The organism is Nonomuraea sp. NPDC050478, from assembly GCF_044458265.1.
GTDB lineage: Bacteria > Actinomycetota > Actinomycetes > Streptosporangiales > Streptosporangiaceae > Nonomuraea > Nonomuraea ferruginea.
Window position 1 is genome coordinate 702,673 of the sequence record NZ_JBITHT010000005.1, and the last position, 21,142, is coordinate 723,814.

Annotated in this window: 18 protein-coding genes; 6 read left to right on the forward strand and 12 right to left on the reverse strand. The window is 73.2% G+C overall.

The window, feature by feature from the left end; translation table 11 throughout:
• Positions 1-33 precede the first annotated feature (33 nt).
• The 5 genes from ACIBF7_RS28125 (at position 34) to ACIBF7_RS28145 (ending at position 4,871) form a co-directional block, all read left to right on the forward strand.
• Positions 34-1,620 (forward strand): acyl-CoA carboxylase subunit beta, encoded by a 1,587-nt coding sequence (locus ACIBF7_RS28125; protein WP_271280399.1) that lies wholly within the window; start codon positions 34-36, stop codon positions 1,618-1,620.
• A complete protein-coding gene (locus tag ACIBF7_RS28130; RefSeq protein WP_148037009.1) occupies positions 1,617-1,829 on the forward strand; it encodes an acyl-CoA carboxylase subunit epsilon in 213 nt (70 codons plus the stop codon). Before ACIBF7_RS28125 ends, ACIBF7_RS28130 begins: the two co-directional genes overlap by 4 nt.
• A gap of 107 nt (positions 1,830-1,936) precedes the next feature.
• Complete coding sequence (locus tag ACIBF7_RS28135) at positions 1,937-2,878, forward strand: NYN domain-containing protein (RefSeq protein ID WP_148037008.1); 942 nt, start codon at positions 1,937-1,939, stop codon at positions 2,876-2,878.
• Between the two features lie 71 nt (positions 2,879-2,949).
• Entirely contained in the window at positions 2,950-4,374 is a 1,425-nt protein-coding gene (locus tag ACIBF7_RS28140) for an AlkA N-terminal domain-containing protein (protein WP_271280475.1), read from the forward strand.
• Entirely contained in the window at positions 4,371-4,871 is a 501-nt protein-coding gene (locus ACIBF7_RS28145) for a methylated-DNA--[protein]-cysteine S-methyltransferase (RefSeq protein WP_148037006.1), read from the forward strand. Before ACIBF7_RS28140 ends, ACIBF7_RS28145 begins: the two co-directional genes overlap by 4 nt.
• Before the next feature lie 68 nt (positions 4,872-4,939).
• Here the strand turns inward: ACIBF7_RS28145 and ACIBF7_RS28150 are convergent, their stop codons facing one another.
• The 12 genes from ACIBF7_RS28150 to ACIBF7_RS28205 form a co-directional block, all read right to left on the reverse strand.
• Positions 4,940-5,863 (reverse strand): hypothetical protein, encoded by a 924-nt coding sequence (locus tag ACIBF7_RS28150; protein WP_271280474.1) that lies wholly within the window; start codon positions 5,861-5,863, stop codon positions 4,940-4,942.
• A complete protein-coding gene (locus ACIBF7_RS28155) occupies positions 5,860-6,483 on the reverse strand; it encodes a hypothetical protein (protein WP_397198517.1) in 624 nt (207 codons plus the stop codon). The genes ACIBF7_RS28150 and ACIBF7_RS28155 overlap by 4 nt, the downstream gene beginning before the upstream one ends.
• Positions 6,480-9,290 (reverse strand): BTAD domain-containing putative transcriptional regulator, encoded by a 2,811-nt coding sequence (locus ACIBF7_RS28160; RefSeq protein WP_397198518.1) that lies wholly within the window; start codon positions 9,288-9,290, stop codon positions 6,480-6,482. The genes ACIBF7_RS28155 and ACIBF7_RS28160 overlap by 4 nt, the downstream gene beginning before the upstream one ends.
• 74 nt (positions 9,291-9,364) lie before the next feature.
• Complete coding sequence (locus ACIBF7_RS28165) at positions 9,365-9,775, reverse strand: pilus assembly protein TadG-related protein (RefSeq protein WP_271280031.1); 411 nt, start codon at positions 9,773-9,775, stop codon at positions 9,365-9,367.
• On the reverse strand, positions 9,772-10,164 hold the full coding sequence (locus tag ACIBF7_RS28170; protein WP_271280032.1) for a TadE family protein: 393 nt from the start codon (positions 10,162-10,164) through the stop codon (positions 9,772-9,774). The genes ACIBF7_RS28165 and ACIBF7_RS28170 overlap by 4 nt, the downstream gene beginning before the upstream one ends.
• Entirely contained in the window at positions 10,161-10,583 is a 423-nt protein-coding gene (locus tag ACIBF7_RS28175) for a TadE/TadG family type IV pilus assembly protein (protein WP_219543630.1), read from the reverse strand. The genes ACIBF7_RS28170 and ACIBF7_RS28175 overlap by 4 nt, the downstream gene beginning before the upstream one ends.
• Positions 10,580-10,816: a hypothetical protein gene (locus tag ACIBF7_RS28180; protein ID WP_148037002.1), complete on the reverse strand. Its 237-nt coding sequence runs from the start codon at positions 10,814-10,816 to the stop codon at positions 10,580-10,582. The genes ACIBF7_RS28175 and ACIBF7_RS28180 overlap by 4 nt, the downstream gene beginning before the upstream one ends.
• On the reverse strand, positions 10,817-11,737 hold the full coding sequence (locus tag ACIBF7_RS28185; protein WP_148037001.1) for a type II secretion system F family protein: 921 nt from the start codon (positions 11,735-11,737) through the stop codon (positions 10,817-10,819). It abuts the gene before it with no gap.
• Complete coding sequence (locus ACIBF7_RS28190) at positions 11,730-12,572, reverse strand: type II secretion system F family protein (protein ID WP_148037000.1); 843 nt, start codon at positions 12,570-12,572, stop codon at positions 11,730-11,732. Before ACIBF7_RS28190 ends, ACIBF7_RS28185 begins: the two co-directional genes overlap by 8 nt.
• A gap of 2 nt (positions 12,573-12,574) precedes the next feature.
• The gene (locus ACIBF7_RS28195; protein WP_148036999.1) at positions 12,575-13,870 is read right to left on the reverse strand and encodes a CpaF family protein; all 1,296 of its coding nucleotides are present in this window, start codon (positions 13,868-13,870) and stop codon (positions 12,575-12,577) included.
• Positions 13,867-14,580, reverse strand: a complete 714-nt coding sequence (locus ACIBF7_RS28200; RefSeq protein ID WP_148036998.1) for a hypothetical protein — start codon at positions 14,578-14,580, stop codon at positions 13,867-13,869. Before ACIBF7_RS28200 ends, ACIBF7_RS28195 begins: the two co-directional genes overlap by 4 nt.
• Position 14,581: 1 nt before the next feature.
• A complete protein-coding gene (locus ACIBF7_RS28205) occupies positions 14,582-15,244 on the reverse strand; it encodes a hypothetical protein (protein ID WP_219543632.1) in 663 nt (220 codons plus the stop codon).
• Between the two features lie 1,189 nt (positions 15,245-16,433).
• Between ACIBF7_RS28205 and ACIBF7_RS28210 the strand changes: the two genes are divergently transcribed.
• Complete coding sequence (locus ACIBF7_RS28210) at positions 16,434-21,140, forward strand: FtsK/SpoIIIE domain-containing protein (protein WP_345482816.1); 4,707 nt, start codon at positions 16,434-16,436, stop codon at positions 21,138-21,140.
• Positions 21,141-21,142 lie beyond the last annotated feature (2 nt).

Genomic DNA, 21,142 nt, shown 5'->3' on the forward strand with positions numbered 1-21,142 from the left:
GCCACTCTATGAGCAGGGTTTACTCTTGCGCGCATGAGCGCTGCTGAACCTGTGCCGGCCATGCCGGACATCCACACCACGGCTGGGAAGATCGCTGACCTGGAACGGCGGCGGGACGAGGCGCTGCACGCCGGGTCCGCCGCCGCTGTCGAGAAACAGCACGCCAAGGGCAAGATGACCGCGCGCGAGCGGGTGCTCGCGCTGCTGGACGAGGACTCGTTCGTGGAGTTCGACGAGTTCGCCAGGCACCGGTCGAGCATGTTCGGCCTGGAGAAGAAGCGTCCCTACGGCGACGGGGTGATCACCGGTTACGGCACCGTCGACGGCCGGCAGGTGTGCGTCTTCTCACAGGACGTCGCCGTGTTCGGCGGCTCGCTCGGCGAGGTCTACGGCGAGAAGATCGTCAAGGTGCTCGACATGGCGCTGAAGACCGGCTGCCCGATCATCGGCATCAACGAGGGCGGCGGGGCCCGTATCCAGGAGGGCGTGGTCGCGCTCGGCCTGTACGCCGAGATCTTCAAGCGCAACGTGCACGCCTCGGGCGTGATCCCGCAGATCTCCCTCATCATGGGCGCCGCCGCCGGCGGCCACGTCTACTCCCCCGCGCTGACCGACTTCGTGGTCATGGTCGACCAGACCTCCCACATGTTCATCACGGGCCCCGACGTCATCAAGACGGTCACCGGCGAGGAGGTCACGTTCGAGGAGCTGGGCGGGGCGCACGCGCACAACTCCAGGTCGGGCGTGGCCCACTACCAGGCGTCGGACGAGACCGACGCGCTGGAGTACGTCAAGGCGCTGCTGTCCTACCTGCCGACCAACAACCTGGACGAGGCTCCCGCGTACGAGGCCGCCGAGGACCTGGAGCCCGACCAGGAGCTGGACGAGCTGATCCCGGACTCGGCCAACCAGCCGTACGACATGCGCCGGGCGATCGAGCACGTGCTCGACGACGGGGAGTTCCTGGAGGTGCAGGAGCTCTTCGCGCAGAACATCGTCGTCGGGTTCGGCCGGGTGGACGGGCGGCCGGTCGGCGTCGTCGCCAACCAGCCCATGCATTTCGCCGGATGTCTGGATATCAACGCATCCGAGAAGGCCGCCCGCTTTATTCGAACATGTGATGCCTTCAATATTCCGATCCTGACTTTTGTTGATGTCCCGGGTTTCCTCCCCGGCACTGATCAGGAATGGAACGGAATCATCCGCCGCGGCGCCAAGCTGCTGTACGCCTACGCCGAGGCGACCGTCCCGCTGGTCACCGTCATCACCCGCAAGGCGTACGGCGGCGCCTACGACGTCATGGGCTCCAAGCACCTCGGCGCCGACGTGAACCTCGCCTGGCCCACCGCGCAGATCGCGGTCATGGGCGCGCAGGGCGCGGTCAACATCCTCTACCGCCGCGAGCTGGCCGCCGCCGACGAGCCCGACAGCGAGCGCGCCAGGCGCGTCACCGAGTACGAGGACACGCTGGCCAACCCCTACATCGCCGCCGAACGCGGCTACGTGGACGCGGTGATCCGCCCCTCCGAGACCCGCGCCCAGGTCGTCAAGGCGCTGCGCGCGCTGCGCAACAAGCGCGCCTCCCTCCCGCCCAAGAAGCATGGGAACATCCCGCTATGACCGAGCAGTCACGTCCCCACCTGCGCATCGTGCGCGGCGACGCCACGCCCGAGGAACTCGCGGCACTGGTCGCCGTGCTCGCCGCCCGCCCCGCCGCGCCGGAACCTCCGGCGCGGCCCCGGACGCAATCTTGGCGAAACCCTGCGCGAAGCATGCGTAACCCACTCACACCGGGGAAGACGGCTTGGCGGATGAGTGCCCTGCCCTAGATCGATCCCGAGAATCGGGTGTCAAGTTCTCCGGTAGTTGGGACTATCTAGAGAAAGTAGGCGTATATAGTCGGCCGATCAACTAATGCTCCGGCCTGGAGGACATCATGGCCATCCCAGACCTGGTGCCGCACCCTGTGGCAGCGAAGTACGCCGTCCTGGTGGACGTCGGTTATCTCTACGCTGCCGCGGGTGAAGTGCTCCTTGGCGCCAAGGAACGCAAGGAATATCGTGTGGCCGCCGATGAGCTCATCCAGAGCCTTCAGAAACATGCAGAGGAACGTATTTCTGGTGAGCTGTTGCGGATCTATTGGTATGACGCCGCCCGTGACCGCGTGCCCACCGTCGACCAGCGGGTCATCGCCCAGCTGCCCTGGGTGAAGGTGCGGCTGGGCAACCTGAACGCGCGCGGCCAGCAGAAAGGCGTCGACGCGCAGATCAGGAGCGACCTGGAGGCGCTGGCCAGGCACCACGCGGTGACCGACACCATCCTGCTGGCCGGCGACGAGGACATGGTCCCCGCCGTGGAGGCCGCGCAGGCGTACGGGGTGCGCATCCACCTCTGGGGGGTGGAGCCGCCCTACGGCACCAACCAGGCCGAGCGCCTGGTGTGGGAGTCCGACACCGTGGAAGTGATCAGCGCTGATTTCCTGAGGCCCTTTTTCAGCCGTGCTCCGCAGCCCGTGGCGGTCGCCCCGCCGGCGGCGGCGCCGTCGCCCGCCCAGGTGTTCGCGGGCCGCTCGCCGGTCAAGCCGCACGTCAAGCCCGGCCAGGTGGCCAAGCTCGGGCCGAGCCGGCCCCGGGTGGAGGACGTCGGCGAGCACGTCGCGCAGAAGTGGATCCTGACGCGGGGCCGCGACAACATCCGCGACCTGCTGCCCGGCCCCATCCTGCCCACCGTGATCGACACCGAGCTGCTGATCGAGGCGGAGAAGGAGCTGGGCCACTCGCTGCGGCCCTACCCTGAGGCCCGGGTGTGGCTGCGTGACGGGTTCTGGGCGCGCGTCTACCGCGAGTTCGATCTCGGGGTGGGCGTCTCGTCCAAGTAGCTGACCTGGGCCTTCGCGGTCAGGTCCGATTCCCGCCAGTCGGTGCCGGTGAGCAGGCATAGTCTCGAAGCATGTCGCCCTTGGAGCTCGACTTCGACGCCTGCTACCGAGCCGTCTCGGCGCGGGACGCCCGGTTCGACGGGCGGTTCTACACGGCGGTGAAGACGACGCGGATCTACTGCCGTCCGATCTGCCCGGCGCGCACGCCGGCCGCCCGCAACGTGCGCTTCTACCGGCATGCCGCCTCGGCGGAGGCCGCCGGGTACCGGCCGTGCAAGCGCTGCCGGCCCGAGCTCTCGCCCGGCGACCCCGGCTGGGACACCCGCGGCGACCTCATCGGCAGGGCGCTGCGGCTGATCGACGACGGGGCCGCGGACGAGGACGGCGTCGCCGGCCTGGCCAGGCGGCTGCACATCACCGAGCGCCACCTGCACCGGCTGTTCGTCGCCGAGCTCGGCGCCGGGCCGCTCGCGGTGGCCAGGACCCGGCGGCTGCTGCTGGCCAAGCAGTTGCTGACGGAGACGGCGCTGCCGGTCACCGACGTGGCGTTCGCCGCCGGTTTCGGCAGCGTCCGGCAGTTCAACGCGACGATGCGGGAGACGTACGGGTTCACGCCGAGCGAACTGCGCGCGACGGCCGGCGGGTGGGCCAGGGTGTCCGCGCCCGTGCCCACCGCCGATCCCGTCCCCGGGGCCGCGTCGTTGCGGTTGCGGCTGCATCGGCGGGAGCCGTACGAGGTGGCAGGGGTCTTCGGCTTCCTCGCCGCGCGTGCCGTGCCGGGGCTGGAGGCGGCGGACGCCACCGCCTACAGCCGCAACATGCCCGGCGGGACGATCACGCTCACCGCGCACCCCGGCCATCTGGCGCTGGACGTGACGGTGGACGACACCCGGCAGCTCGCCCGCATCGTGGCACGCTGCCGGCGGCTGCTGGACCTGGACGCCGACCCGGAGGCCATCCGCGACGCGCTCGGCCGGACCTCGCTGGCCCCGCTCGTCGAGGCCAGGCCGGGGCTCCGGGTGCCGGGCACGTTCGACGGGTTCGAGCTGGCCGTGCGCGCCGTCGTCGGCCAGCAGATCTCCGTGGCGGGCGCCCGTACCCTGCTGGGCCGCGTCGTGGCGCGGGCGGGCTCGGACGGGCGGCTGTTCCCCACCGCCGCCGAGCTGCTCGACGCCGACCTGACCGGCCTCGGGCTGACCGGCAGGCGCGTCACCACCCTGAAAGAGCTGGCCGCCCGCGTGGCCGGCGGACTGATCGACCTCGACGGCGCGCAGGAGCCCGCCGAGGCGGTCAAGGAACTGCTCGCGGTCCCCGGCATCGGCCCGTGGACCGCCGGCTACATCGCCCTGCGCGCGCTGCGCGACCCCGACGCCTGGCCCACCGGAGACCTGGTGCTGGACCGGCGCATGGCCGAGCTGGGCATCCCGAAGGATCACCTTGAGCGGTGGCGGCCCTGGCGGGCCTACGCCGCCCTGCACCTCTGGAGTCATCGATGATCGACGCTCAGGTCCTGCCCACCCCGGCGGGCGAACTGTCCGTGCTGGTTCGCGACGGCGTGCTCGTCGCGGGCGGCTTCACCGGCGAGCCCAAGGAGATGTTCGTCAGGCTCGCCCCCGCCCTCCAGGCCGAGGGCATGACCGTGGTCGACGACCTCGGCCCGGTGTCGCGGGCGGTGCGCGACTACTTCGCCGGCGACCTCGACGCCCTGGACGCGGTCCCGGCCGAGCAGCCGGGCTCGCTCCGGCGCAAGGCGCTCCACCAGGCCCTGCGCGAGGTCAAGGCGGGCACCACGGTCACCTACGCGGAGCTGGCCGAACGGGCGGGGATGCCCAGGTCGGCGGCCAGGGCGGCGGGGGGCGCCTGCGCCCAGAACCTGATCGCCCCGTTCGTGCCCTGCCACCGCGTCCTGCCCAGCACGGGCGGCTTCGGCGGCTACTACTACGGCGTCGCCGTCAAGGAGTGGCTGCTCGCCCACGAGTCCGGACGTCACTGACCGCGTAACTAACAGCCGGGCAGCCGGCCCGGCGGCGCCGATTCCCGGCGGCGCCGCCGGACCGCGTCCTAGGGCCGGACGTTGCTCTGCACCTCGCCGACCGGAACGTCCCTGGTCGCCTCCACCTGGACCGGGTCGAACTGGATGTCGGCCCCGCCCGTCACCGTCACCGGCCACACGCTGGTCACCGTCAGCTCGTACACCTCGCGCGGCCGGTCGATCGAGGCCCGCAGGTAGCGCACGCCGCAGGTGAACTCCGCTCCCCGCGCGTACGGCCGGCCGGCCGCGCCGCAACCGTCCTCGCGCACCTCGGCCCGGTCGGAACCGGTGCCGGCGTCGATCCTGATGTCGCTCAGGGTCGCGGTCACCGTGGCGCTCATGACGCCGGGCAGGGTCGCGGTCACCGACCGGGTGGTGTCGCCCACGCCCTCCAGCCAGACGAACGTCGGCAGGTTGACGTAGCTCTTGGCGTCCGGGTTCAGCTCGACCTTGCCCTCCGGCACCGTCAGCGCGGCCCTGGCGATCTCGGCCAGCTCCTGGAACGTGATGCCACTCGGCGGCGTCTCCCCCGGCGGCACGAACACGAACTGCTCCAGCCCCGCCCAGCAGGCGGCGCCCCTCCGGTCGCCGCTGTTGTACGCGGGAGACCACCACAGCCCGGGTTGCCCCAGCTTGTCCTTGAACTGCTGGATGAAGGCGCGGAAGCCCTCCTCGTCGGTCTGCGCCCTGCCACGGTTGGCCACCGGGTCGGACATCTGCTCGAACATCTTCTCCGCGTCCAGGCCCGGCTCGTACCAGCAGGGGCTTCTCATCTGGTAGCCGTCGTTGCGGCCGTTTCGCACGTCACCGGAGATAGTGATCTTGGAATGTTCGAGGACGACCGTGGACGTGCGGTCCTTCTGCGAGCCTCCGACCCTGACGTCCTCGCTCGGCGGGTCGAGAGCGCCGAACAGCAGCGACCCGGCGACGACCACGGCGACCAGCGGTTTCATCTCCCGCACCCTTCTTTGCCGTAACCGATCTGCTTGACGCGCCACACGCCGTCGTCGCCCTTGCGGGCGAGCACCCTCTGCAGGTACGGCGTGCGGATGGAGGTGGGCTGCGGCTTGACCGGCTCGCCCGTCTCCGCGGAGACGACCTTCATGTCCGTCTCGTCCACGCAGACGTCGACCTCGGCGCCCCGGCCGACGACCGCGTTCACCTTCATGCGGTAGAGCCGCGACCGGCCCGCCACTTCGAGCTTCTTGTCGGTGAAGGCCCGCGCCCATTTGATCGCGTTGACCCGGTACTCGAGCTCGACATGGTCGAGGAAGCCGTCGTCACCGGAGATCACCGCCTCGTACTTGCCGAGGTAGAACGCGGGGAACAGCCGCAGCAGCGCGGTGTCCTTGGCGGGCCAGTCGAACCGCACCCGCAGGTCGCCGACCTCGGCGGTCGCCGGCCGCGCCCCGGTGGGCGCCGCCTGCGACGGGGTGGGTTCCGGCCGCGTCGCGCCGGGCTCCGCCCGCGCCGCACCGGTGGCGGGTTCTTCGCGCGGCTGGTAGGGCCGCTCGGCGGGCTGCCCGCATCCTGCCAGCAGCAGGAGTACGAGCGCGGCCGTGATCCTTTTCATGCCGTGGACTCCCTGACGAGGTGGACGCGCCACGACGGCAGCAGCTCGTCGATGAGCGCCTCGGTTTCCGGGGCGAAACTGCCGGCGGCGCGCCTGGTCAGCCCTTCGATGACGGCCCGCAGCCGGACCAGGTCGCCGGTGGCGTGGGCGGCGCGCAGCAGGTCGCGCCAGAGACTCTGGTCGTCGGGGGCGAGCAGCAGCGCGGCCCGCACGGCGGCGATCGCGGCCTCCGGCTCCCCTTCGGCGAGCCGGAGCTCACACAGCCGGCGGGCCGCGTCGGCGACTTCCGCGGCCACGTCGTACTCCAGCTCGTCCGCCGCCAGCCACGCGTACCGGCCCCGCGGGCGGTCCCTCAGCAGCGGGCCCCTGACCAGGCCGAGCGCCTTCTCCAGCAGGACGGTCCTGGCCATCTGGTCGCCGTGCGAGCGGCGTACCAGCTCGCGGAAGAGCGCCCAGTCGGTGCGCACGCCGGGCCCGAGCGAGAGCCGGCCGGACTCGTCGGCGCGCAGGTGCTCGCGGCCGAGCCAGGCGGCGACGCGGGCGATCGTGGCGTCCCTGACCGAGGGCTGCACGCCGCGCGGCCACAGCACGCCGCCGAGCACGACGGGGTGCACGCCGCCCGGGTGGGTGGCCAGGTAGACGAGCAGTTCGGCGGCGAGCGCCATCCGTCCTTCTTCGAGCGGCTGCGGGCCGATGACCTGGACGGGGCCGAGGATCCTGATCTCGACCGCGGGCGGGCGGAGGTCGGCCAGCGGCTCGGGGCCGGGGATGGGCTCGCCGTCGACCCGGTCGGCGGTGCGGAACAGGTCGACCAGCGCCCGGTAGTGGCGGCGCGGCAGCAGCTGGGCCTTCACCTCGAAGCCCAGCTCCGGCAGCCTGGCCGTGCCGTCCTCGGTGATCTCCCAGGTCCAGGTGGCGTGCGGCACGTCGCCCGCGACCACGTATCCGGCCAGGTCGTTCCTGGCGAGCAGGGCCAGGCGGCGGGCCTCGTCGTGGGTGGGCGCCACCGCCGACAGCAGGTAGTGGGCGACGCCGGGGCGTCCGGTGACGCGACCGGTGAGCACCGCCTCGCGGGGGGCGGCGGTCGCCTCCAGCTCCGGCAGCACCTCGGCCAGACCTCCGACGGCTCTGATCCGGTCTGGGGCGATCGCGGTCAGCTCCTCGCCGAACCCGACGAGCGTGACCCGCATGCGGTCGGACCACCGGTTGGTGGCCAGCTCCACGGCGAGCGCGGCGAGCGCGGCCGTGGTCTGCGGGCCGCGGATGTTGATCAGGCCCTGCGCCGCCTCCAGGTCGACCAGCACCCGGCCGCTCCGGTCGGTGCCGATCGACACCAGTCCGGGGTACGGTGCGCCGCCCAGGTGTGTGTGCCTGTTCGCGGGATCGTCTCCGGCCGGGCTCCCTTGGTCGGGCAGCAGGCGGCCCTCCCGTGCGGGCAGCCGCCAGACCTGGCCGCCGTCGTCGGCCGTCCACGGGGCGGGCGGGTGGTCGTCCTTGGGGTGGATCCACAGGTCGAGTGAACGGGCCGACAGGTGGGCGGCGTAGACGGTGGGCGGGGTGCGGCCCTGGGCGCCCAGCTCGGCGCCGAGCAGCCGGAGCCCGAGGTCGAGGATGCGGGCGCCGGGCATGTCCGCGCCCATCCTGAGCGCCACCTCGGCGTCGGCGGCGTCGCCCTGCGGGCGGGCCACCCGGCGGCCGGTCAGGCGGCGCCAGAGCTGCTCGCGCCGCCGCACGGCGAGCAGGGCCAGCAGGCCGGCGGCGGCCAGCGACGCCCCGGACAGCACGTCGAGCAGCGCCGACCCGCCCGCCTGCGCCTCGGCCGCGCCCTGCTCGCCGGAGCGCTGGTCGTTCGAGCGCTGGTCACCCGTGCCCCGGTCGTTCGAGCCCCGCTCGTTCGAGCGCTGGTCGCCCGGCCGTTCGCCGGCCGAGCCGCGTTCGCCCTTCCGCGCGTCCGTGGACCCGCCCTTGCCCGCACGCTCGTCGCCGGAGCCTCGCTGGTCGCCCTCGGTGGCGGACTTCTTGGGCGGGCCGGGGTGCTCCTTGAGGGTCTGCGCCCTGGCCTGGCCGGCGGGGACGATGTGCGTGTTGCGCGCGTCGTCGGGCATGTCGAGCACCCATCCGGGCCTGATCAGGTCGGCCATCCGCAGGCGCGCCCCGTCGGGCTGCTCCTTGTGCTGGTTGAGCCGGAAGATCTCGGGATAGCGCCGGCCGTCGCCGAGGCACTTCTCGGCGATCTCCCACAGGCTCTCGTGGTGACGGCCGTGCGGGGGCTGCACCACGTACACCTTCTTCGTCCGCTGGTTGTCGACCACCTGCTGCTCGACGACCGGGGCCGTGAACGCGACCGCCGTCACCGGCGGCATGGTGGGCGGCGGGGTGGCCAGCCTGGCGATCGGCGCCATCGCGGCGCCCGTGGTGAACAGCACGAGCGCGGCCGTGACCAGCTTGTTCACCAGCGCCTGCGTGCCGCCCGACAGCGGCACCCTGGCCGGCATCCCGACCCGGCGCACGCCCGCGTACACCTCGACCACCACGCACGCGAACAGCTGCAGCCAGGCCAGCCAGACGAGCAGGATCAGCACCGCCGTGATCGTGCTGGGCCCGATGCGGGTGGTGAGCAGGTCCAGGTCGAGCAGCTCGGGGCCGATCGGCGGGCCGACGAAGAGCAGCAGCGCGTACGGGACGCCGCCGACGAGCGCCAGCAGTGACGCGAGCGCGCCGAGCCCGGCCAGCACGTCGCCCAGGCGGCGCCTGCGGGGTATGCGCGCGGGCGTCCGCCTGCGCGCATGCTGGGCCGGACCTGACATCGTCACTCCCCTTTCACGTCCAGCGTCCCGACTCGCCGGTTTCTTCTCCACCGACCGGCCCGAATCGGTCTGGCTCACCGCGCCTCAGGAGCCGCGGCGGCCTCGGCCTCCATCTCGGAGCCAGGAAAGCCGACGGCGCCCAGGAAGAAGGCCGTCCAGGGCACCCGGACGGCGACCACGGCCTGGTCGCCGTCGACGGTGCAGCTCGCCAGCGCGATGCCGTCGTCGCCGTGCGCGTCGAGCACCTCGCCGGCCCTGGCGCACACCTCGGCCTCGCCGAGCAATCGGACCTGGCCGCCCTCCCGCAACTGGTCGACGTCGACCTGGTCGGCGGCGGCCCTGGCCGCCTGCTCGGCGATGTCGGCGGCGCGCAGCCGGGCGTTGATCGCCGCCCCGCCGTCCACGAGCAGCCCGGCCAGCAGGAACACCACCACGGAGAAGAGCACGGTGAACACCGACATCGACCCGCGCTCGCGCCGCCTCAATCGACCCTCCTGAACTGCTCCAGCGGCACCACCGCGGTGCCGGTCATGGTCTTGGCCGCGCCGAACCCGAGGAAGCCCAGGTCCAGCTCGCAGGTGACCTCGGCGCGCACCTCGCCGCCCTCCTCCCAGCGGGAGCCGTCGAGCGAGACGGCGGGGCCCGCGCACTGCCCTTCGAGCGCGGCGGTGGCGATCTCCTCGGCCGCCGAGCGGGCCTCGTCGAGCGTCCGCTGGACGGAGGCGGCCCTGGCGGCGTCCCTGGCCGCGCCGTTCACCTCGCCCTGGGCCTCGACCAACCGCCCGGCCCCGGCCAGGAACAGCAGGAACAGCACGAAGATCGGGGCCAGCAGCACGGTCTCGACCGCCATCGAGCCGTGGTCCCCGGTGCTCAACCGCAGTCCTCTCCACCGTCGTCGGGCCGGAAGCACTCGACAGGCCCGCCGGCGGTGGCGGTGATCGTGAAGGCCAGCTCCGGCAGCAGCGGGATGACCTGGACGGCGCTGCCGGTCACGGTGACGTGGCGCTCGTCGGGCTCGCGTTCGGCGGTGGTGATCTCGGCACCGGACAGCAACCGCGGGCCGATGGCCGCGACCACGTCCCTGGCCTGGGCCCTGGCCTGCTCCTCCCAGCCGTCCGAGTCGGCGGGGGCGGCGCGCGCCACACGGGCGCCCTCCCGCGCGGCCGCCTCGGCGACCTGGCGGCCGTGGAACCAGAGCGCCACCTGCACGATCAGCAGCACCACGGCGAGCACGACGGGCATCAGCAGGGCGAGCTCGATCACGCTCGCGCCGCCGTCGCGCCGCCGGCTCACTCGTCGCCACCGCCACCGCCGCCGCCGCCCCCGCCGAAGGAGCCCTCGATCTCGGCCTGCTTGCTCTCGACGAGTGACCTGATCAGCGTGGCGAGGCCGAGCGCGACCCCGGCGACGATGGCCGTGATGATGACCCACTCCACGGCGGAGGCGCCGCGGCTCGGGGCGGTGCGGGCGCGGTGGATCCGCACGTGCAGCAGCGCGACGGTGTAGACGATCCACGGATGGTTCATTTATGACCCCAACATCTTCATAGCGGCCGGGAAACTGAGAAAGATCACGAAGCCGGCGCAGAGCAGGAGCTGGGCGACCAGCATCGACTGGGAGCGCTCGCCGGCCCGGCCCTCGATCTCCGCCAGCTCGCGGCGGCGCAGCGTGGCCGCCCGCGCCGTCAGGGAGGAGCGCACCTTGGCGCCGTCGTCGGCGACCAGGCCGAGCGCCGCCGACAGGTCGCGCAGCTCGTCGATGTTGATCTCCTCGCCGAGCTGGCCGAGCGCCTGCCAGGGGGTGATGCCGACGATCCTGGCGCCGCTGAGCGCGTCGCGGATGCGGGCCATGGCCCAGTTGGGCTGGTCGCCGCTGACGGAGACCGCCATCATGAGCGCCTCGGGCACGCCGCGGCCGCCGGCGAGGTTCATCGACACCAGGTCGAGGAACGCGCCGACGACGTGGCGGAAGTCGCGCCGCCGCGCCGCGGCCTCCTTGCGGACCTGCAGGTCGGGCAGGAAGAAGAAGACGGCCGCCGCCAGCACCGCCACCCAGAACGGGACGGCGGGCGACGCGCCCCACCCCATGAGCAGCAGCCAGCCGAACAGCAGCGGGAACGCCAGCAGCCCGCTGGCCGCCAGCAGCGCCTTGGTCGCCAGGAAGCCCTCGAACGAGCGGCCCACCAGCGCCAGGTCCGCCCTGACCGACCGGGCCTCCCAGCCGCGCGCCGCGTACAGCGCCGCCAGCCGCGCGCCGAGCCCGCGGCGGAACGCGCCGACCGACTCCTCGGGGAGCAGCAGGCTGATGCGCGGGGCGTCGGTGCTCTCGCGGACCGCGTCCAGCGCCAGCAGCCGCGCCACCAGCCCAGGCCGGGCCGGGAAGATGGCCCGTACGAGCAGGAAGAGGCCGAGGCCCGCCAGGCCGCCGGCCAGCACGCCCTCAACCATGGTCGCCTCCCATCAGCAGCCGGCTGGGTTTGTCGAACCTGGCCAGCCGCCGCATCCAGGCGAACCCGGCGCCGAACAGGCCGGCGACCACCACGAGCACGGCCTGGCCGAGGGCGTTGTCGTACTCGTTCACGTACGAGGGGTTGAAGACGACGAGCAGGGCCGCGAAGGCGAGCGCGGTGCCCACCACGATCTGCACGCTGCGGCGGGTGGCGCGGCGTTCGGCCTCGACCCGGCGGCGCATGTCGAGCTCCTCGCGGGCCGACACGGCGAGCGCGCCGAGCACGTCGCGCAGGCCGGGGCCGCGCAGCTTGGAGTTGAGCACGAGCGCGGCGACGACCAGGTCGGCGGACGGGTCGTCGAGGTCGTCGGCGAACCGGCTGAGCGCTTCGGGCAGCGCCATCCTGGTGTGCAGGCGGTCGATCAGCGCGCGCAGATGAGGGCGGAGCGAGGGCGCGGCGGCCCTGATGGAGGCCGGGATGGCCTGCTCCAGCCCCGCAGCGCCGGCGATGGTGTCGCGCAGCGACTCGGTCCAGGCTGCCAGCGCCTCCAGGCGGCGCATGGCGGCCCGCTCCTCGGCGGCGCCGCCGGACAGGCCGCGCCAGGCGAACACCAGCAGGACCGTGCCGACGGCCACCACGGGCCAGCCGGTGACCACCAGGACCACGAGGGCGGCGATCGCGGCCACGGCCGTGCGGGTGGTCAGCTTCTGTACGAGGTGGCGCTTGGGCTGCGCGGGCCGGGGGCGCATCCCGTACAGGGAGACGATGAGCAGGAACAGGCCTCCCCCGGCGGCGGCGCCGGTCAGCAGGGCGAGCGGGTCGAGCCCCGGCATGGTCACCAGCCTCCCGGGTGGTAGCCGTGCGCCATGAGCTCCTCCAGGCAGGAGACCGGCGCGTGCGGCAGCCCGGCGCCGTCGGGGCCGGGGACGAAGATCTCGCTGGACAGCACGCGGCCGTCGCAGCCGTTGACCTCGCGGATGCTGGACACGTAGCGGCGCAGGGTGCCGCCGCGGTGGTAGTCGTTGCGCTTCTCGATGAAGACCACGAAGTCGATCGCCCCGGCGATGAGCATGTGGGTGGCGTCGATCGGCAGCCGCTCGCTCGCCTGGAGGGCGTAGGTGGCGATGCGGTTGAAGACCTCCATGCTGGAGTTCGCGTGGATGGTCGACAGGCTGCCGTCGTTGCCCTGGGTCATCGCGTTGAGCATGGTGACGATCTCGTCGCCGAGGACCTCGCCGACGATGACGCGGCTCGGGTTCATCCGCAGGGACCTGCGGACGAGCTCGGCCATGGTGATCTCGCCCTGGCCCTCGGAGTTGGGCAGGCGCTGTTCGAAGGCGACCACGTTCGGGTGGAGCTCGGCGAACTGGTCGAGGCCGAGCTCCAGGGCGCGCTCGACGGTGATGAGGCGCTCGCCCGCCGGGATCTCGTTGGCCAGCGCGCGCAGCAGGGTGGTCTTTCCGGCATTGGTGGAGCCGGCGATCATGATGTTTTTCCTCGCGGCGACGGCGGCCGTCAAGAAACGCCCGATCTCCGGGCTTATTGTGTTATTTCCGACTAAGTCGGAAAGAAAGACTTTGCCGAGCCGGGCACGCCTGATCGACACCGCGGGCCGTACCGTCACGTCCATCACCGCGCTCAACCGGGACCCGTCGGGCAGGCGCAGGTCGAGTTGCGGGTTGGCGGTGTCGAACGGCCGGCTCGACAGCCCCGAATAGGCCGCGAGGATCTGGATGAGCTCGGTCAGCTCCTCGTCGGACTCGGCCACCGGGTCGTGCATCAGCTCCTGGCCGTCGGCGTAGCTGACGAACACGCGGTCGCAGCCGTTGATGTCGATGTTCTCCACCTCGGGGTCGTCGAGCAGCGGCTGCAGGCGGCCCACGCCGAACAGCGCGGCGTGGATGCCGGCCGCGAGCGCCTCCTCCTCCTCGACGGTGGGCGGGGTGCGGCCGAGGCCGATCTCACCGCGCGCGTGCTCCTCCAGCACCTGGGAGATCAGCGCGCGGGCGAACTGGCGCTCGTCCTCCCCGGTCATCGGGGGCATGCCGTTGGCCTGGTCGAGCCTGCGCTGGTGGGCCAGCCGGTCGCCGACCTCCTGGCGGAACCGCTTGACGAGGGCGTGGTCGATCATCGGGTCACCAGCCGTCCGGCGAGGTCGCGTGCGGTGCGGATGAGCAGCGAGCGGTCGAGCCTGCCGCCCCACTGGCCGCGCAGCAGCTCGGCGCCCTTCGGGTCGTGGGCCAGGCCGTGCACGAAGCCGACGTACGGGCCGACGATGCGGCGCACCTCCTCGATCGAGGCGCGGTAGCTGCGCGGGTCGGCGATCACCACGACGCCGTGGGCCTTGCTGATCGACAGGCGCTCGCGCAGGTGGGCGACGTGGTCGAGGGTGGCGCGGGCGAGCAGCACCACCTGGTCGGCCTCGGCCATCAGGTCGCCGAGCTGCGGGTGGGCGCCCAGCCGGCCGCAGTCGGCGATCACGTCGGCCTCGGGGATGCCGGCCAGCGCCCGGCCCAGCGGGCCCCACAGCCAGGTGAGCCCGGCCGCCTGCTCGCCATGGGTGAGACCGACCAGCACGTCCAGCCCTCCGATCACCTTCTGCGTGTGTGCGGGGATCTGCGCGGGGTCCAGGCCGCGCCGGGCCGTCGCGCCCAGCGTGAGCAGGCCCTTGCCCGGGTTGAGCACGCCGCCGTCGACGGCCGGCAGCCGGTAGGCCAGGTCGCCGCCCGCCGGATCGCACTCGGCCAGCAGCACCGGGCGCGGCCACACTGCGGCCAGCGCCGTGGCGGCGGTCGTCACGCCGGGCGCGCCCTTGTCGGCGGCCAGCACGATCAGGGCCACCTCAGCGTTCTCCCGGCAGCTCGGCCACGGCGACCTCGCCGCTGGAGGCGAAGCGGAGCACCACCGGCGACACCTGCGTGTCGACGATCACGGTGATCTGCCCGGCGCCGGTGCGGCCGCGGTCGCCGACGCTGTGGACCAGGGCGTTCTGTACGAGGACGCGGCTCTCGTCGGCCGAGCCGCGGGCGGGCACGTACACCACCTGGACGCGGTCGCCCTCGCGCAGGCCCGTGGGCATCTGGCCGGGCTTGAGCGCCAGGCCCACCACGGCCTTGCCGGGGCCCAGCTCGGCGCTCTCCTTGACGCCCATCGCGTTCGTCAGGAGCGTGCCGGGCAGGATCGTGACGGCCGCGAAGCTGTCGAGCACCTGCTCGCGCTGCGACCAGCTGACGAAGTCGACGCCGGTCTCGGCGACCTGGACCTCTTCCAGCGCGTCGGCGGTGAACTGCTGGCCGGCGCCGATCTGCTGGGTGACGCGGATCGCGGAGACGCGGTCGCCGCTGCGCAGCACGAGGAGAGTGGTGGCCAGCGCGCCGCCCAGGATGAGGAGCACGGCGAGGGCGGCCAGGGCGGGCTTGCGCTCGCGCGGCGGCACGGGAAGCTTGCGCGAGGCCGGGCCTGACAAACCGGCCGTGGTGGCGGCGGGCTTTTCACTGGTCCTCAATCGGGCTCCCACGGGTGAATTGTCGAATGTCCGCCATTATGTGCATTGGGTTGGGGAAGCGGGGGGTGAATGCGAGGAACCATGCTGGTTTCGCAGGAGTAGGTGTGTCAACCAGTCATAATCAATGCCTATTGTTTCTACCGGGTTGACGGCTGTGATTGATCTGGCTATGGGACGCGAAGATATTGATCGGTGCTTTATTGCGGGATTTTTTGTGTTTTATCCCTACAACGTGCTCTGGCGTCGGCGGCGGTTGTCCACAGGGGCGGGAATCCATGCCATTGCCGTCAACCCGGGGGTCTAGCCTCGCTCCGGGCGTTACCTTGGCGCCCGAATCCGACCGAGGAGACGGCCCATGCGGATCATGCTCACCGTGCTCGGCGAGCAGGGCGACCGTGACGTCGTGATCGACGGCGACGACGACGCCACCGTGGCCACGGTGAGCGAAGCCCTCGGCGACCGGGGGCCGCTCGCCCCCGTCGTCCGCCTGCCCCGAGCCCGCGCCCCCTACGGCATGTCGCCCGCCGACGATCCACTGGGCCAGGTCCCCGGGCAGCGACGTCCCGCCCACGACGACCACCACCGCCCACCCACCCCCGACTGGCCCCCAGGCGCCCCGGGCCACTTCCCCGGAAACCCCTTCCCCGGACATTCCGGCACTGGGACCCCGTTCCCGGGCGATCCCGGCAGGTCTTCTGCGGACCCACCCGGCAGGTCTCCTGGGGACCCGTACGGGAGAGCTCCCGGAGCGGCCTCCGGCAGTCCCGGCCGTCCTCCCGGGCACCGCCGCCCCGGCACCTCCCCTCCCTACTCCGGCTCCCGCAACGGTTCAGGCGGCGCACCCCCGCCGAACCCCCAACGGCCGGACAGTGCGTCCCCGCCGGGCTTCCCCCGACGGCCGGACGATGCCACGCCCCCGCCGGGCTTCCCGTACGGACCGGACAGGGCCTCGCGTTCGCCGGAGCGTCCCCACGCGCCGGACGGGGCCGCGTCCTCGACGGGCCTGCCCTACTGGCCGGACACGGGCTCGCGTTCGCCGGATGGTGCCGCGTTTCCGCCGGACTTTCCCTATGGACCGGGCGAGAGCTCGCGTCCGGCGGATGTTTCCGGTGCGGGGGCTGTCCCTTCGGGGCCCTTGGTGTTGTGGCGCAATGGGCGGCCTCTTGATCCTCGGGCTCCGGCGCGGGCCGTGCTGCGGGACGGCGACAAGGTCACGCTCGATGCGCGGCTGGCCCGTACGACGATCGTCGAGGAGCCCGCGGGGGTCGCCGAGGTGCGCGTGGTCGGCGGGCCGGCCGCCGGGGCGGTGCACCGGCTCGGCCTGGGCGCTCACGTCATCGGCGCCGACCCGTTGTGCGCCATCGCCGTGGCCGATCCCGAGCTCGCCCCCGAGGCGGTGACCGTCCGGGTGACGCCCGACGCCATCACGGTGGAGCGAGCCCTGCGCGCGGCTCCCGAACAGGCGCGGCTCAAGCTCAAGGGCCGCTGGGCCGACGAGGTCGCCGAGCTGTCGGCCCGGGTGGCGGAGCGTGAGGCCGCCGAGTTCGCCGCCGAGGCGAGGCGGCCGGCGCCCGAGCTGGGCTCCCTGCCGCTCGGCGAGGCCGTCGAGTGGCCGGAGGACACGCTGCTGGCCTGCGGCTCGTCGCTGTTCACGCTGACCGCCATCGAGCCGCGCGACGCCCACCTGACGCCCCGGCTGGAGGGCGGCGTCGCCTACAACCGCCCGCCCAGGCTGCGCCGTCCCGAGGGCCGCCGCACGTTCAAGAAGCCCAAGGAGCCCACCCGCGCGGAGGGCATGCGGCTGCAGTTGCTCGCCGCGTTCCTGCCCGCCGTGATCGGGGTCACGCTCGCGTACGTGCTCGACCAGTGGTACTTCCTGCTGTTCGCGCTGATGACGCCGGTCATCATGGTCGGCCAGTGGTGGAGCGACCGCCGCCACGGCAAGAAGCAGCACAGGAAGGCCATGAAGGAGTACCGCGCGATGCTGGCCGCCCACGACGAGGAGGTGGAGGCGGCCAGGGCGGACGACGAGCGGCGGCGACGGTCCGACTCGCCCGACCCGGCCCAGGTGCTGCTGACCGCCATCGGCCCGCGCAGGCGGCTGTGGGAGCGCAGGATCCACGACGAGGACGCGCTCAGGCTGCGGATCGGGCTCGCCGACCTGCCCGCGAACCTGGAGCTGAGCGAGGAGCAGGGCGGCCCGATCGACCCGCCGGTCTGCCGCGCGGTGCCGGTCTGCCTGCCGATGCGCAGGCTCGGGGTCGCCGGCGTCACCGGCCCGCGCGACGCCGCCACCGGCCTGGCCGGATGGCTGGTCGGCCAGGCCGCGACCCTGCACAGCCCGCGCGACCTGGCCATCGTGATCCTCTCCGCGCACCCCGACGGCGAGCGCCGCTGGAGCTGGGCGCGCTGGTTGCCCCACTGCGCCCCGCGCGGCGGCGAGGAGTGCGTCGCGCTGATCGGCGCCGATCCGGAGTCGGCGGCCAAGCGGGTGGGCGAGCTGGCCGCCCTCATCGACGAACGCCAGAACACCTCGATCCCCGAGCTCGGCAAGGTCCCGACGGGCTGGGACGACCTGGGCGGGCCGGAGCCTCCGGCGTTCGCCGCGTTCGACACCCGCCCGTACGACGTGCTGGTCGTGGTCGACGGCGCCCAGGCGCTGCGTGGCCTGCCGGGCATGCCCCAGGTGCTGCGGCAAGGGCCCCGGGCGGGCGTCTACACGGTGGCCGTCGACGAGGACCAGCGGCTGCTGCCCGAGGAGTGCGCCACGGTCGCGGCCTGCGGTTCCGACGGCCGGGTGGTGCTGCGCGGCGGCGGCCTCGACGTCATCGGGCCGGTGCTGACCGACCTGGTGTCGGCGTCCTGGTGCGACCGCCTGGCCAGGTCGCTCGCCCCGATCCGCGACGTGAGCAGGCAGGACACCGAGGGCAACCTCCCCGACGCGGTGCGCCTGCTCGACCTGCTGGGCCTGCGCTCCGCCACGGGCCGCGAGCTGGCCGCCCGATGGCGCGGCCGGGGCTCCACCGAGGTGGTGATCGGCATGGACTCCGAGGGCCCGTTCGCGGTCGACCTGCGGCTGGACGGGCCGCACGCGCTGATCGCCGGCACCACCGGCGCGGGCAAGTCGGAGCTGCTGCAGACGCTCATCTGCGCGCTGGCCGCCGCCAACCGGCCCGACCAGCTCACGTTCGTGCTGATCGACTACAAGGGCGGCGCCGCCTTCAAGGAGTGCACCCGCCTGCCGCACACGGTCGGCATGGTGAGCGACCTCGACGGCCATCTGACGCAGCGCGCCCTCGACTCGCTCGCCGCCGAGCTCCGTCGGCGCGAGCGTCTCCTGTTCACCTCCGGCGCCAAGGACATCGAGGACTACGCGGGCTCCGAGCCCCTGCCCCGCCTCGTGCTCATCATCGACGAGTTCGCCGCGCTGGTGGCCGAGCTGCCGGACTTCGTCACCGGCCTGGTCGACATCGCCCGTCGTGGCCGGTCGCTGGGCATCCACCTGATCCTCGCCACCCAGCGGCCGGCGGGCGTGGTCACGGCCGACATCCAGGCCAACACCTCGCTCCGGATCGCGCTGCGGGTGACCGAGCCGGCCGAGTCCTCCGACGTGATCGACCTGCCCGACGCGGCGCACATCTCGAAGACCACGCCGGGCCGCTGCTACGTGCGTTCGGGGATGGGGGCGGCGAGCGCCGTGCAGACGGCCCGGGTCGGCGGCCGTGCCCCCGCGTCGGTCACGGGCCCCCACGACAGGCAGTCCGCCGCCGTCCGCGTGATCGACGTCGGCTGGCGCATGGTGGGGCGGCCGCTGCCCCGGCCTCCGGAACCCGAGGAGGAATCGACCGTCACCGACCTCACGCTGCTGGCCGACGCCCTGATCGAGGCGGCCCGCCTGGCGGGCGTCCCACCCCAGCCCAGCCCGTGGCTCGAACCTCTCCCCAGCCAGTTCGTCCTTCCCCTGCCGACAGACAGCGCTCGTGACCTCGGTACGGGTGACGGCACTGCGGCCCTCGGCCCGAGGAGCGGAGCCGACACCGCTCGCGGCCCTGGAGCGTCCGGAAGTGCGGGACCGGTCTCCCTCACGGAAGGAGGGGGTGCCCAGAGTCCGGGTGGCCGCCAGACGGCGGCCCCCCACCTCGCGGGGAGCGGGGACGCTCGCGGTCCCGGTGCGGGCGACAGGGACGCCGCTCGGGGTCGCGGTGCCGGTGACCGGGAGGTGGCGGCTTCCTCGGGCGGTGGGCGGGGGGTTCCGTTGCAGGCTTCGGGGGTTCCGTTCCGGGAGTTCAGTCCTGGCCGGGTGAAGGGGGGCGGGGTGGTCGCCGAGGTGGCGCCGGTGGCGTTCGGGATCACCGATCGGCCGTGGGCGCAGGATCGGCAGCCGCTGGCGCTGGACCTGGCGCACGGCGGGCATCTGCTGATCGCGGGCGCCGCGCGGAGCGGCAGGTCGACGGCGTTGCGGACGATCGCCGGGTCCATCGCGGCGCACGTGTCCCCCGCCGACGCGCACGTGCACGCGATCGACTGCGGGTCGGGGGCGCTGCTGCCGCTGGTCGCGATGCCGCACTGCGGGGCGGTGGTGACCCGTGACCAGCTCGACCGGGTCGAGCGCCTGCTCGCCAGGCTCAGGGCCGAGATCGGCCGCCGCCAGCAGCTCCTCGCCGAGGCCGGGCACGCCTCCCTGGCCGAGTACCGGCAGGCGGGCCACCGGCTCCCCTGGATGGTGTTCATGCTCGACCGCTGGGAGGGCTTCGTGGCCGCGTTCGAGGGCTACGACTACGGCCGCCTGATCGAGGCGCTGCTCCAGCTCCTGCGTGAGGGACCGGCCGTGGGGTTCAGGGCGGTGATCACCAGTGACCGGTCAGGGCTGCTGGGCCAGGTGTCGACGGTGTTCGACGACCGGCTGCTCCTGCGCCTGTCCGACCCCTCCGACTACGGGCTGGCCGGTTTCCCGATCAAGGGCCTGCCCGCGTCGATACCGCCGGGCCGGGCGTTGTCCCTCGGCGACCACGGCATCGTCGAGCACCACATCGCCCTGCTCTCCCCCGATCCGGCCGGTCCTGCGCAGGTGGCGGCGTTGCAGGCGCTCGCCCGTACCGTCGGCGACCGGATGCCGGCGGGCGGCCAGCCCCGTGCCGCACATGGCGGTTCCGCAGGCGCCGGGGCCGGGCAGTCCCGTGCCGCAGGCGGCGGCTTCGCAGGGCAGGGGCCGCTGCGTGTGGACGCGCTGCCGATGCGCATCACCGCGGCGGAGGCCCTGGAGCTCGATCCGTCGTTCAGCCCGCCGTCGCCGCTGTGGGCGCTGGTCGGGGCGGGCGGCGACGCGCTCGCGCCGCTGGGGCTCGACCTGCTGGCGCACGGCCCGGGCGCGGTGATCGCGGGCCCGGCCCGTTCCGGCCGTTCGTCGGCGCTCATGACGGCGGCGCGGTCCCTGATCGCGCGCGGCACCCCTGTCGTCGCCGTGGCACCGCGGCGCAGCCCGCTGCGGGAGCTGGACGGGGCGCTGGCGGTGCTCGACGGGAACGCGGACAACCTCGCCGAGGTGGTCGCCGACCAGCGTCACTACGTCGTGCTGGTGGACGACGCCGAGCTGGTCAACCCCGACTCCCCGCTGGGCACCGCCCTGGAGGAGGTGCTCCGGTCCGGGAGGGACGGTGACCACGGCCTGCTCATCGCCGGCACGACCGGGGATCTGGCGGTCGCCTACCGCGGGTTCGCGGCCGAGACCAGGAAGTCCCGTACGGGGCTGCTGCTGGCGGTGCAGGGCCAGGCCGACGGCGACCTCTTCACCATCCGGCTGCCCCGCGGCACGGTGGGCGGGCCGCCCGGTCGGGGGTTCCTCGTGACGACCGGCACCATCACGCCTGTCCAGGCGGCTCTGCCGGGCGACGCCTGAGG

Coding starts and splice junctions, on each gene's coding strand:
- ACIBF7_RS28125 (WP_271280399.1), top strand. CDS start 34: ATGAGCGCTGCTGAACCTGTGCCGGCCATGCCGGACATCCACACCACG.
- ACIBF7_RS28130 (WP_148037009.1), top strand. CDS start 1,617: ATGACCGAGCAGTCACGTCCCCACCTGCGCATCGTGCGCGGCGACGCC.
- ACIBF7_RS28135 (WP_148037008.1), top strand. CDS start 1,937: ATGGCCATCCCAGACCTGGTGCCGCACCCTGTGGCAGCGAAGTACGCC.
- ACIBF7_RS28140 (WP_271280475.1), top strand. CDS start 2,950: ATGTCGCCCTTGGAGCTCGACTTCGACGCCTGCTACCGAGCCGTCTCG.
- ACIBF7_RS28145 (WP_148037006.1), top strand. CDS start 4,371: ATGATCGACGCTCAGGTCCTGCCCACCCCGGCGGGCGAACTGTCCGTG.
- ACIBF7_RS28150 (WP_271280474.1), bottom strand. CDS start 5,863: ATGAAACCGCTGGTCGCCGTGGTCGTCGCCGGGTCGCTGCTGTTCGGC.
- ACIBF7_RS28155 (WP_397198517.1), bottom strand. CDS start 6,483: ATGAAAAGGATCACGGCCGCGCTCGTACTCCTGCTGCTGGCAGGATGC.
- ACIBF7_RS28160 (WP_397198518.1), bottom strand. CDS start 9,290: ATGTCAGGTCCGGCCCAGCATGCGCGCAGGCGGACGCCCGCGCGCATA.
- ACIBF7_RS28180 (WP_148037002.1), bottom strand. CDS start 10,816: ATGAACCATCCGTGGATCGTCTACACCGTCGCGCTGCTGCACGTGCGG.
- ACIBF7_RS28185 (WP_148037001.1), bottom strand. CDS start 11,737: ATGGTTGAGGGCGTGCTGGCCGGCGGCCTGGCGGGCCTCGGCCTCTTC.
- ACIBF7_RS28190 (WP_148037000.1), bottom strand. CDS start 12,572: ATGCCGGGGCTCGACCCGCTCGCCCTGCTGACCGGCGCCGCCGCCGGG.
- ACIBF7_RS28195 (WP_148036999.1), bottom strand. CDS start 13,870: ATGATCGACCACGCCCTCGTCAAGCGGTTCCGCCAGGAGGTCGGCGAC.